Annotated in this window: 12 protein-coding genes; 6 read left to right on the forward strand and 6 right to left on the reverse strand. The window is 62.6% G+C overall.

Translation table 11 applies throughout. From position 1 onward, the window contains the following. Window positions 1-10: 10 nt before the first annotated feature. Entirely contained in the window at window positions 11-1,060 is a 1,050-nt protein-coding gene (locus ABIB36_RS03845) for a sugar-binding transcriptional regulator (protein WP_084347459.1), read from the reverse strand. Window positions 1,061-1,210: 150 nt separating this feature from the next. On the opposite strand from ABIB36_RS03845, the gene ABIB36_RS03850 reads away from it, so the two are divergent. Further along, window positions 1,211-2,233 carry an NAD(P)-dependent alcohol dehydrogenase gene (locus ABIB36_RS03850; RefSeq protein WP_354559306.1) on the forward strand — a complete coding sequence of 341 codons (1,023 nt, stop codon included), beginning with the start codon at window positions 1,211-1,213 and terminating at the stop codon, window positions 2,231-2,233. Next, window positions 2,230-3,699, forward strand: coding sequence for a mannitol dehydrogenase family protein (locus ABIB36_RS03855; protein ID WP_084347266.1), 1,470 nt, complete (start codon window positions 2,230-2,232; stop codon window positions 3,697-3,699). Before ABIB36_RS03850 ends, ABIB36_RS03855 begins: the two co-directional genes overlap by 4 nt. Window positions 3,700-3,723: 24 nt before the next feature. On the opposite strand, the gene xylB is transcribed toward ABIB36_RS03855, so the two are convergent. Further along, a complete protein-coding gene (xylB, locus tag ABIB36_RS03860) occupies window positions 3,724-5,100 on the reverse strand; it encodes a xylulokinase (RefSeq protein ID WP_354559198.1) in 1,377 nt (458 codons plus the stop codon). 121 nt (window positions 5,101-5,221) lie between these two features. Here xylB and ABIB36_RS03865 point away from each other — a divergent pair, with 121 nt between their 5' ends. The 3 genes from ABIB36_RS03865 (at window position 5,222) to ABIB36_RS03875 (ending at window position 8,071) form a co-directional block, all read left to right on the forward strand. Continuing rightward, window positions 5,222-5,872, forward strand: coding sequence for a TetR family transcriptional regulator (locus ABIB36_RS03865; RefSeq protein ID WP_354559199.1), 651 nt, complete (start codon window positions 5,222-5,224; stop codon window positions 5,870-5,872). 181 nt (window positions 5,873-6,053) lie between these two features. Then, on the forward strand, window positions 6,054-7,220 hold the full coding sequence (locus ABIB36_RS03870) for an acyl-CoA dehydrogenase (RefSeq protein WP_143542149.1): 1,167 nt from the start codon (window positions 6,054-6,056) through the stop codon (window positions 7,218-7,220). A gap of 5 nt (window positions 7,221-7,225) precedes the next feature. After that, complete coding sequence (locus ABIB36_RS03875; protein ID WP_306294098.1) at window positions 7,226-8,071, forward strand: 3-hydroxybutyryl-CoA dehydrogenase; 846 nt, start codon at window positions 7,226-7,228, stop codon at window positions 8,069-8,071. 81 nt (window positions 8,072-8,152) lie between these two features. Here ABIB36_RS03875 and fabG read toward each other — a convergent pair whose 3' ends face one another. Together fabG and ABIB36_RS03885 are read right to left on the reverse strand one after the other, a co-directional pair. Next, the gene (gene fabG, locus ABIB36_RS03880) at window positions 8,153-8,911 is read right to left on the reverse strand and encodes a 3-oxoacyl-ACP reductase FabG (protein ID WP_084347265.1); all 759 of its coding nucleotides are present in this window, start codon (window positions 8,909-8,911) and stop codon (window positions 8,153-8,155) included. A gap of 50 nt (window positions 8,912-8,961) precedes the next feature. After that, complete coding sequence (locus ABIB36_RS03885) at window positions 8,962-9,699, reverse strand: lysophospholipid acyltransferase family protein (protein WP_084347260.1); 738 nt, start codon at window positions 9,697-9,699, stop codon at window positions 8,962-8,964. A gap of 156 nt (window positions 9,700-9,855) precedes the next feature. On the opposite strand from ABIB36_RS03885, the gene ABIB36_RS03890 reads away from it, so the two are divergent. Next, window positions 9,856-10,167 carry a hypothetical protein gene (locus tag ABIB36_RS03890; RefSeq protein ID WP_084347261.1) on the forward strand — a complete coding sequence of 104 codons (312 nt, stop codon included), beginning with the start codon at window positions 9,856-9,858 and terminating at the stop codon, window positions 10,165-10,167. 16 nt (window positions 10,168-10,183) lie between these two features. Here the strand turns inward: ABIB36_RS03890 and ABIB36_RS03895 are convergent, their stop codons facing one another. Beyond that, the gene (locus ABIB36_RS03895) at window positions 10,184-10,885 is read right to left on the reverse strand and encodes a M50 family metallopeptidase (protein WP_354559200.1); all 702 of its coding nucleotides are present in this window, start codon (window positions 10,883-10,885) and stop codon (window positions 10,184-10,186) included. A 61-nt stretch (window positions 10,886-10,946) separates the two neighbouring features. Further along, on the reverse strand, window positions 10,947-11,903 hold the full coding sequence (locus ABIB36_RS03900) for an acyl-ACP desaturase (protein WP_084347263.1): 957 nt from the start codon (window positions 11,901-11,903) through the stop codon (window positions 10,947-10,949). Between the last annotated feature and the right edge of the window lie 44 nt (window positions 11,904-11,947).

Below are 11,947 nucleotides of genomic sequence, written 5' to 3' on the forward strand. Positions count from 1 at the left end.
GGTAGAACTCTCACTTGGATACCTTTCCCTCTGGGTCGTTCCTGCAGGCTCCACTGTCAGCCTTCGTGTGCGCCATCAGCCAACGCGCACTTTCGATATCGGTCACCAGCACGGTTGCGAAGCCTCCGCGAAGCGCTCCGAGAATCGCCTGATGCTTCTTGCTGCCACCGGAGATCAGGATCGCCCGATCACAGTCACGGATTGCGTCGAGTCCAACCGATACGGTCCGCCCCGGCAAGGATCCACCGGTTGGTGTGCCGTCGAGGTCGAAGAACCTGCCGCCAATCTCGCCGACGGCGCCGAGCTGGCGCAGTTCGTCGAGAATGTCCAGGTCGATGAAGCTGCCCTCGAACAGGGTCGTGGACGTGGAAACGGGACCGAGGCCGTACATCATCACATCGGCCTCGGTCCCGGCTTGGAGGGCGCGCGATATCACCGAATCCTGCTGCAGTGCAGTCACCGTGGCCGGGTCGGCGTACAGCGGCGCGTTGAGGCGCACCGGCCTCGCCTGCAGGTACTGCGCACACCGCCCCAGGGTGTATTCGACGCCGGTTTGATAGTCGGCCGAACTCATCGAACCGTCGAGTTGAACCACGCGGTCGCATCGCGCTCCACGCGTCTTGAGCGACTGGGCGACGGCGACAGTTTCCGGCCCCCAGGTGAACCCGAGGACGTCGGCACCCTCCAGTCGCCGCGAGAGCATCGCCGCGGCGGCCCGCCCCAACGATCCGTACCCGGTGTCGGTGCCGTCGATGACATCGGGAACGACAAGCACTTCGGTGAGGCCGAATTCTCGCTCCAAATCAGCTTCGATGTCCGCGTGCACGGTGCCCTGGAGTTCGTCGGGCACATTGATCTCGATGGTCACCAACCCCAGCGCTCGCGCCTTGGCAACGAGTCGGCCGGCGGTGGGACGCGAGATTCCGAGTTTCTTCGCGATCTCGGCCTGAGTCGCACCTTCCAGGTGGTACATCGATGCCGCACGGAGGGCGAGGCGGAGGTCGTCGCTCGACTTCGACGAGCGCTGCACTGCCGTTACCTCGGGGACCGATGCGGTCACGAACACTCCCTAGACTCAATGAGCAGATGCTCACAATGTGTTCTTCTGCTCATTAAGCTAACATTAAGGTGTGATCTACACAACACCTACCAGTATTGGAGTCGGCGTGATCGAAGAAGCGGAAGCAGGGAGATCTTTGTGACACAGTCCATGCAGGTCAGCGTCCTCAGCGGTCCGCAGGAGATCCGTCTGGAAAGCCGCCCAGTGCCCTCCCCCGCGGCGGACGAGGTTCTCGTGCAGGTCACCGCGGTCGGCGTCTGCGGTTCCGATGCTCACTACTACCGCGAAGGCCGCATCGGCGATCACGTCGTCAACGGGCCTTTGGTGCTAGGTCACGAAGCTGCCGGGGTAATCGTCGCCGTCGGATGCGCCGTCGCCGATACGCGCATCGGGCAACGGGTCTCGATCGAACCGCAGCGCCCCGACCCGACGAGCGCACAGTCGCGGGCGGGCCGGTACAACCTGTGCCCGTCGATGGAGTTCTTCGCCACGCCACCCATCGACGGCGCGCTGGCAGAGTACGTTCTCATCCAATCGGCGTTCGCGCACTCGGTTCCCGACGAGATTTCCGACGAGGCCGCGGCATTGTTCGAGCCGTTGTCGGTGGGGATTGCGTCGGCGCAGAAGGCAGGCATCACAGCCGGGTCGAGTGTGCTGATCGCAGGCGCCGGTCCAGTAGGCCTCGTCACTGCCCAGGTGGCTCGCGCGTTCGGCGCCACCACGATCATCGTCAGCGACATCGCACCCGACCGCCGCGAGAATGCGGAGAGATTCGGCGCAACGCAGGTGATCGACCCGATGACCGAAGACGTCCGGGCTCTCGACGTCGACGCGTTCATCGATGCGTCGGGCGCGCCCCGGGCAGTCGTCGACGGCATCCACGCCGTCCGTCCCGCAGGCACGGTCGTCCTGGTAGGGATGGGCGCGTCGGATTACGCGTTGCCGATTTCGTTGATTCAGAATCGTGAACTGGTCCTCACCGGGGTCTTTCGTTACGCGAACACCTGGCCGATCGCTCGCGAACTCGTACTCTCCGGCCGCGTCGATCTCGACGCCATGGTCACCGGGCGCTACGACCTCGCACACGTCGAGGATGCGCTCAACGCCGACGCACTGCCGGGAAGCATCAAGGCAGTGGTAATACCGTCCTCGCACAAGGAGACCGACGCATGAAGCTCAATTCGCACACCCTCGCCGACTTCATCGAGGACGTCGAGGTACCCACTTACGACAGATCCGAAGTCACTGCCGGGATAGTGCACTTCGGTGTCGGCGGATTTCACCGTGCACATCAAGCAATGTATGTGGACCGGCTCCTCCAGCAGGGGGAAGCGTCCGAGTGGGGAATCTGTGGCGTCGGAGTACTGCCCGGGGACCAAAAGATGCGGGACGTCATGGAGGCTCAGAACTGCCTCTACACGCTTGCGCTCAAGCATTCCGACGGAGCGTGGGACACCCGGGTGATCGGCTCGATAGTCGAATACCTCTTCGCACCCGAAGACGCAGATGCCGTCATCGAGAAGATGGCGGCCGAAAGCACCAGAATCGTCTCGCTCACCATCACCGAAGGGGGATACAATTTCTCGGCCACGACGGGTGAGTTCGACACCGCCAGTCCAGCGATCGCGGCGGATCTCGAGCCGGGTGCGACGCCGTCGACCACGTTCGGTCTCGTCGTGGCAGCCCTTGCGCGCCGTAAAGATCGGGGACTGAAGCCGTTCACTATAATGTCCTGCGACAACATCGAGGGCAACGGCCACATCGCGGAATCGACGTTCACCACGTTTGCTCGCCTGAAGGACCCCGCTCTCGCGGAGTGGATCACCGCCGAGGGCGCCTTCCCCAACTCGATGGTCGATCGAATCACCCCGGTCACCACTCCCGAAGTGGTGCAGGAACTTTCGGACCGTTACGCACTCGACGACCAGTGGCCCGTCGCAGGTGAGCCGTTCACACAGTGGGTACTCGAAGACAAGTTCACGCTCGGGCGTCCGGCGTTCGAACACGTCGGAGTTCAGGTCGTGGACGACGTCACTCCGTACGAGTCGATGAAGCTCCGCCTACTCAACGCGAGCCATCAGGCGCTGTGCTATTTCGGCTACCTCAGCGGATACCGACTGGTGCACGAGGTTGCACAGGACTCGTTGTTCGCCGAGTTCCTGTTGGCGTACATGGACGACGAGGCCACCCCCACACTCCAGGCAGTTCCCGGTATCGATCTGGGTGAGTACAAGAAGACGTTGATCGAGCGCTTCTCGAACCCGGAAATTCGGGACACTGTTGCACGCCTGTGCGCCGAATCCTCGGACCGAATCCCCAAGTGGCTGTTGCCCGTCATCCGCACCAACCTCGACAACGGCGGACCGATCACGTTGGCTACCGCAGTGGTCGCGAGCTGGGCTCGGTACGCCGAGGGCGTCGACGAACAGGGTCAGCCGATCGAGATCGTCGACCAGCTGAAGGATTCGCTCGTACCGCTCGCGCGCAAACAGAAGGACGATCCGACCGCATTCATCTCCAACCGAGCAGTGTTCGGTGATCTCATCGACAACGAGCGATTCGTAGCGGAGTACACCAAGACACTCGCCTCGCTCCACGAGCACGGCGCCCGAGCGACCTTGGAAGCACTCCGTACGTGAGAGGACGCAACTGAGAGATCGCCGCTAGCCTCGCATTTCGGCGTACCGCTCGCGGACTACTGGATCCGGATCGGCCTCGTAGGTACGCACGGGTGCCGACGCCCAGCGCGGTGGCTCGCGCGTGCCCGCCAACGCCCACGCTGCTTGGCGGGCCGCACCGTCGGCAACGTATTCGCCGGGCTCGGGGACTACGACGGGTACACCGAAGATCGCCGGGGCCAACTCTCGCAACGCCGCAGATTTGGCCCCGCCGCCGATCAGCAGAACGCGGCGGATCTCGATTCCTGCTGCACGCAGCGCGTCGATCCCGTCCGCCAGCCCGCACAGCAGCCCCTCCACTGCCGCGCGGGCAAGATGCCCTGGAGTCGAATTGTTCAGTCGCAAACCATGAATGGCGCCCGAGGCCTCCGGCCGATTCGGTGTCCGCTCACCTTCGAAATATGGAATCAACACCAGCCCCTCGCTCCGGGTCGAGCGTGCCAACCGGGACAGTTCGGCGTGGTCGACGCCCAACAACGACGCGGTCGCGTCGAGCACACGGGCCGCGTTGAGGGTGCACACGAGCGGCAATTGCCGGCCGGTAGCGTCCGCGAATCCGGCGATGATTCCCGAGGCGTCCGCAGCGGCAACGTCGGTGACGGCCGACACGACACCCGAGGTGCCGACCGAGACGACGACATCACCGACGCTGACGCCGAGACCCAGTGCGGCAGCGGCATTGTCACCGGTTCCCGGCGCGATCATCGCTCCCGACTTCGTGACACCGATTCGCTCCGACGGTCCCGCAACACGAGGAAGCCGAGGCTTTCGTCCGCGCATGGCCTGTTCCAGTAAGTCCTCGCGATAGCTGTCGGTGGCGGCGGAGTAGTAACCGGTGCCGCTCGCATCGCCGCGATCGGTCGCCAGCGAATCGAATCCGGCCGCACCACCGAGATGCCAACTCAACCAATCGTGCGGAAGACACACTGCTGCGGTGCGGTCGGCATTGCCGGGTTCGTTGTCTGCCAGCCACCGCAGCTTGGCGACGGTGATCGCCGCCAGCGGTACGACGCCGACCGCGTCGGCCCATTCCTTGCCGCCGCCGAGTTCGTTCACCAGGTCCTGGCCGGAAGATGCCGAGCGGGTGTCGTTCCACAACAACGCCGGGCGGACGACACTCCCGGCGTCGTCGAGGCAGATCATGCCGTGTTGCTGCGCGCCGACGGCGACCGCATCCACGTCGTCGAGACCTCCGGCGTCGGCGATGGCAGTATCGAGTGCAGATTTCCACAGCGCCGGATCGATCTCGGTGCCGTCGGGGTGACTTGCTCGCCCGCTGCGGACGAGCTCGCCCGAATCGGCATCGCGGACAAACACTTTGCACGACTGAGTGGAGGAGTCTATTCCTGCGACGAGAGCCAAGATGGCCGCCTTTCCGGTACACCGAGAGCGTACGAACGACACTACCGTGGCACCGATCGTCACTCCGGGTGCAACGCGATCGGTAGCAGCAGCGGAAGAATCTCGACTACGTTCTTGGACTATGCGCGACTCCGAGGATTCCGACGCCTTCCGCCTTTCCGTGGCGAAGGCGGCACTCGATCTGTTCGCGGTGCAGGGATACGAGGCCACCTCCGTCGACGACATCGCCGAGGCATCGGGCATTTCGCGTCGGACGTTCTTTCGTCAGTTCCGCGGCAAGGACGACGTCATCTTCGCCGACCACGAAATTCTGCTCGAGCAGACCGCAGCGTTTCTCGGCCAGCCGCACCCGGACCCCTGGACCGCCGTGTGCGATGCGGCCCAGCTGGTATTCGAACGGTTTTCCGGGTGGAAAGAGCAGTCTCGACTCCGCTACCAGGTGGTCCACGAGAACCCTGCGCTACGCGATCGCGAGATCGTGACGGTCTTTCGCTACGACAGACTGTTCGTCGACTACCTGCGCACGGCGCTGCCCGAGCATTCGCACCTGGAGATTCTCCAGTTTTCGGCGTCGATCACCGCCACGCACAACTACATCTTGAGGCGAATGATCCGCGACGGCATTCCGACCACCAGCAGTGACCTGCAGGAAGCACTTCACAAGGTCAGAGCCGGATTCGACACGAGCGCGGAGCAGATCGTCGTCGCAGTCTTTCCCCGGGGCACCTCGCGTGCCGCTGTCGCCGACGCGCTGGCGGAGCATATGAAGTGACCTCCCCCTTGCGCTTGAATGTGCCGGTCAAGACATCTGATCGTATGAATGGACCATTGAAGCGGTCAGGGGGCGGGCATGTTTGGCACCGAGTGCCACCGAGGGGTTGATGGGTTACCAGACGTGGCGTAGACTAGACAAATCCGTGGCACTGAGTGCCGTAAAGTCAAGCCCTAGGAGAGTGGCACCCATGGCCGGTAATCCTGATTTCGATCTGTTTCAACTCCCAGCGGAACACGAAGAACTGCGCGCGGCAATTCGCGCCCTTTCGGAGAAGGAGATCGCTCCCTACGCCAAAGCGGTGGACGAGGACGCACGCTTCCCGGACGAGGCGCTGACCGCGCTCAACAACTCCGGCTTCAATGCAATCCACGTGCCCGAGGCGTACGACGGCCAGGGTGCCGACTCCATCGCTACCTGCATCGTCATCGAGGAAGTTGCTCGCGTCTGCGGTTCTTCCTCGCTGATCCCCGCGGTCAACAAGCTCGGCACCATGGGCCTGATTCTCAAGGGCTCCGAGGAGCTCAAGAAGCAGGTCCTCCCCTCGCTCGCAGGTGGGGCAATGGCGTCGTATGCACTGTCCGAGCGTGAGGCCGGCTCCGATGCTGCCGGCATGAAGACCCGCGCCAAGGCCGACGGTGACGGCTGGATCCTCAACGGTTCCAAGTGTTGGATCACCAACGGTGGCAGGTCCGATTGGTACACCGTCATGGCCGTCACGGACCCGGACAAGGGCGCCAACGGTATCTCCTCGTTCATCGTCCACAAGGACGACGAGGGATTCGTCGTCGGACCGAAGGAAAAGAAGCTCGGTATCAAGGGCTCGCCGACGGCTGAGCTGTACTTCGAGAACTGCAAGATCCCCGGCGATCGCATCATCGGTGATCCAGGTACCGGCTTCAAGACAGCGCTCGAAACCCTCGACCACACCCGTCCCACCATCGGTGCGCAGGCTGTCGGTCTGGCGCAGGGTGCACTCGACGCCGCCATCGCATACACCAAGGATCGCAAGCAGTTCGGTCAGTCGATCAGCAGCTTCCAGGCTGTGCAGTTCATGCTCGCCGACATGGCGATGAAGGTCGAAGCCGCTCGTCTGATGGTCTATTCGTCCGCGGCTCGCGCCGAGCGGGGCGAAAAGAACCTCGGCTTCATCTCCGCGGCGTCGAAGTGCTTCGCCTCCGATGTGGCCATGGAGGTGACCACCGATGCTGTGCAGCTCTTCGGCGGCGCCGGATACACCACCGACTTCCCGGTCGAGCGGATGATGCGTGACGCCAAGATCACGCAGATCTACGAGGGCACCAACCAGATTCAGCGCGTCGTGATGTCCCGGGCGCTGCTCAAATGAGCAACATCGAATTGGTAGGCGTCATCGGCGGCGGCACGATGGGCGCAGGCATCGCCGAAGTGTGTGCTCGCGCAGGCAGCTCCGTCGTCGTGCTGGAAACGAGCCAGGCCGCGGCCGAAGCGGCGGAAGCCCGCCTCGACAAGTCGTTCGCCCGCGCCGTGAAGTCCGGACGAATCGAAGCCGATGCAGCGGAGAAAGCTCGCGCTGCAATCACATTGACGCTCGACATCAACGACTTCGCCGATCGCGATCTCGTGGTCGAGGCAGCGCCGGAGATCGAGTCGCTGAAGCTCGATTTGTTCGGAAAATTGGATTCGATCGTGAAGCCGAGCGGGATCTTAGCAACCAATACTTCGTCGATACCCGTCATCAAGATGGCCAATGCGACACAGCGACCGGACAAGGTCGTCGGAGTTCACTTCTTCAACCCGGTGCCGGTACTGCCACTGGTAGAGATCGTCGTCAGCCTCGTCACCAGCGAGGAGACGGTTGCAACCGTTACCGATTTCGCCTCGAACACGCTCGGCAAGAAGACGATTCGTTCCGGTGACCGCGCCGGGTTCATCGTCAACGCGCTGTTGATCCCGTTTCTGGTGTCCGCTGTTCGGATGCTCGAATCCGGTTTCGCGAGTGCCGAGGACATCGACGAAGGCATGGTCAACGGATGCGCGCACCCCATGGGTCCGTTGCGTCTGGCCGATACCGTCGGTCTCGATGTCACACTCGCCGTCGCGGAGTCGCTGTATGCAGAGTTCCGTGAACCGCACTATGCGCCGCCGCCGCTGTTGCAGCGCATGGTGGACGCCGGAATGCTCGGACGCAAGAGTGGTAAGGGTTTCTACACTTACTGAACCAGTTTCGACGAGAATGGGCCACCGCAGCACACTGCGGTGGCCCATTCCATTTGTCCGGGGGTAGATCCCCGACCGATCTCAGTCTTTCGGACCACCTGCGGCATAGACGATCTGACCGGAGATGAAGCCTGCACCTTCACTGACGAAGAAGGATGCGAGGTGCGCGATATCGTCGGGATTTCCGACGCGGTTGACCGGAATCTGTGATGCTGCAGCGGCTTTGAAGTCCTCGAATGGGACGCCGACGCGTGCGGCTGTCGCGGCGGTCATTTCGGTTTCGATGAACCCGGGGGCGATGGCGTTGGCGGTGACGCCGAATTTACCGAGCTCGATGGCCAGCGTCTTGGTGAAGCCCTGCATGCCTGCCTTGGCCGCCGAGTAGTTCGCCTGGCCACGGTTGCCGAGCGCCGAGGTGCTCGACAGGTTGACGATGCGCCCCCACTTGGCGTCGATCATGTGCTTCTGGATCGCGCGCGTCATCAGGAAGGATCCGCGTAGGTGCACCCCGAGTACGGAGTCCCAATCTTCGACTGTCATCTTGAACAGAAGATTGTCCCGGGTGATACCGGCATTGTTGATGAGCACGGTCGGCGCACCGAATTCGTTGGCAATCCGGTCGACGGCCGTCTTCACCGACTCTTCCTCTGCCACGTTGGCACCGATTGCGACGGCCTGACCACCGGCGGCCTGGATGGCACCGACGGTGTCGGCACAGGCAGCCTCGTCGAGGTCGACAACTGCGACTCCGAAGCCGTCCTTGGCCAGACGCTTGGCTACTGCGGCGCCGATTCCGCGGGCACTTCCCGTTACGACGGCTGTCTTGATCTGATCGCTCACGTGCATCTCCTATGGTCGAGAATCTCAGGACTGTTCTATCGAGCAGCTGCTCAGTACGCTGCGACCGCTCCGTCGACGGCTTTCTGCAATCCGGCAGCGACGACGCGCGCGATCTCGATCGGCTTGGTCGGCAGTTCGGTGATCGGCTCGTCGATGTAGACGCTCGCAGATTTGAGCTTCGACGAGCCGGGTCCGTAACTGAGGCCGATGCAGATCAGGACCGGTTCGACGCCGAGCTTGCGGGCACGTGCCGCGATGTGGCCGATCCCGCTGCCGACGTGTTGAACCTTGGTGGCGTCTTCGAGGTTGCAGGTGCCTTCGGGGAACACGGCAAGGTCGTCGCCGCGTCGCATTCGTTCGGCGCTGACGTCCATCATGCGGCTGCCTGCTGCGCTGACCGCGCGAAGTCCGTGGTTCTTTCCACGGAACACCGGGATGCCGCCCATCATGTCGATTCGCTTGCGCTGCTTCGATTCTTGAAAGAGCTCGTCCTTCGCGAGAACACGAGTGCGCCCGATCCCGGGTCGCAGCGGACTGGCCCACGCGGCGGCGGCAAGGGTGTACGGGTCGCTCTCGGTGAGATGATTGACGGCGATGATGAACCGTGTGTTGTCGTAGACGAGCCTACGAATCTCTTCACGCGCACCGGCGGGGTAACTGACCCGCGGCTTGAACCGTCGGGCCAGCGTGGCGTACGCGATCCTGGCCACCTGCCGGTTCTGCTGATGATCGAGGTAGAAGTCGTAGACAGCGTCGTCGTTGGCGAGAATTACTGCGGGTCGATCCATTGACTCAGCTTACCTAGCTGAACAGCGGAAGCTCTGAAAATCCTTTTCGCGAAACTCCGGTTGTGTACAAGGGTGTGAACCTCGCTCGAGCGGGTAACCCCACCACAAGTCCGACGCTTTTCGGAGCCGTCACGGACTGCGGAAAGGACGGAAGTCATGGCAGAAGACAAGAAGGACCACGGAGCTCGCTGGATCAAGACTGCTGAGAACCGAATCGGAGTCATCATGCTGATGTCCGGTGTCGTTGCGGCAGGTTTGCTTCTCACCGCGTTGGGCGGTGGTTTCAGCGGGTGGGCGTGGATAGCCGGAGCTGCGACGATCGTGCTGCTCGGAGGAGGCTTTCTTTCCCTGCGCGCGGGGGCTCTGCGCAAAGGAGAAACTGGTCCCATCCTGTATCACCCCGACTCACCTGATGTCGTCCTGGATGTCGACCGCGAAACTGGAAATCGCTCACCTCACCACGATTGAGTGATAGACCTGCGACCTAGACAGGGCGCAGGATCCACCAGCCGCCGAGCACGAGACATCCGACTGTCACGACGAGAAACAGTCCGACCCAGACTATTCCGGGCAGAAACGTCAGTCGGGCCAGTTGATCGGCGTCGGAGTCTCGTGCCCGTCCTCTGCTACGTGAGCGTTGTAGTTCGAGTACCGGCCGAGGGCCTGCGACGAGCAGGAACAGCGTGATGAAGTACGCCGCGGCCACTTGCTGTTCACCGGTCCCCCACCACGACACCGTGAACAGCAGTGCCCCGAACACTACGAGCGAGATGAACCCGAACACGTTGCGAATCATGATGAGCATCAGTGCAATTGCGATGACTCCGATCCACAGCACGGCGATCGCATGCTGTGTACCGAGAACCCAGGCAGCACCGAGCCCGATCAGCGACGGACCGACATAACCAGCGAACGTCATCGCGATCACCCCGAGGCCGGTCGGTTTGCCTGAAGAAATGGCTACACCCGAGGTATCGGAATGCAATCGCACACCCATCAACCTGCGGCCCGTCGCGAAGGCCACGAGTAGATGAGCGAATTCGTGAAAGATCGTCACGACGTTGCGGGCAATGCGCCATGTCAGCGGAACAAGGACGATGAGAACGGCTACGAGCGCTGCGATCTGCACGATCCACGCCGGCGGAGTTGGACTGACCGCGCTGACGCGGTCCCAGAATTCGGTCACCGTTCATTATGGCGGCTACGCCGCCGCCCCCTGTCCCGCCCCTAGTCCTCGATGGGTTGACCTAGGACGCCTTCCGCTCTGCTTTGGCGGCTTCGCGTGCGAGGGAACGATCACGCATTTCCTCGAACTTGGTGGCCTGACGCTCGAGGTCTTCGAGGAACACGGCCAGCTCTTCACGCTTGGATTCCCCGACGCCGGTGAAGTCCTCACGTTCGAAGATCTGCCACTTCCGCAGCACCGGCCACACCACGTCCTCGAGGTGCTGACGCAGATCGTAGATACCGTGCTTGGCCATCAACACACCGTTGCGGCGGAAGTTCGGCATCCCGGCACCGGGCATCTGGAAGTTCATCACGATATGCGAGATCGCTTCCAACGTCTGATCCGGTGCGATGTCGAGGGCGGCAGCGGTGACGTTGCGGTAGAACATCATGTGCAGGTTCTCGTCCGCGGCGATGCGCTGGAGCATCCGGTCGGCGATCGGGTCGTCGCACACCTTGCCGGTGTTGCGATGCGAGACGCGCGTGGCGAGTTCCTGGAAGGTGACGTACGAGACCGAATGCAACAGTCCGGTCTGTGCGCCCGCCGGTGAGGCGAAACCGTTGGTCATGTGAATCATCCGGGCCTGTTCGAGCGCGACCGGATCGACACCGCGGGTGACCACCAGGTAGTCGCGCATGACGATGCCGTGCCGGTTCTCCTCGGCGGTCCACCGTCCCACCCAGGTGCCCCAGGCGCCGTCCTGCGAAAAGTTTTCGGCGATCTCGCGGTGGTACGAGGGCAGATTGTCTTCGGTGAGCAGGTTGGTGATCATCGCTGCTCGCGCTACTTCGGAGAGTGTGCTCTGTTCCGGTTCGTAGTCCACCCCACCGAGTGCGGCGAAGTTGCGGCCTTCGTCCCACGGCACGTAATCGTGCGGGTGCCACTCCTTCGCCATCGACATGTGGCGGTTCACGTTGTCTTCCGCAACAGGAACCAGCTCGTGTAGCAGCTCCAGCTGTGTCAGATCCCTCGCCATGGACATGCCTCCTCTAGTGAAAAATACCTACGCAAGGGTAGGTC

Source organism: Rhodococcus sp. UYP9, from assembly GCF_040547235.1.
GTDB lineage: Bacteria > Actinomycetota > Actinomycetes > Mycobacteriales > Mycobacteriaceae > Rhodococcoides.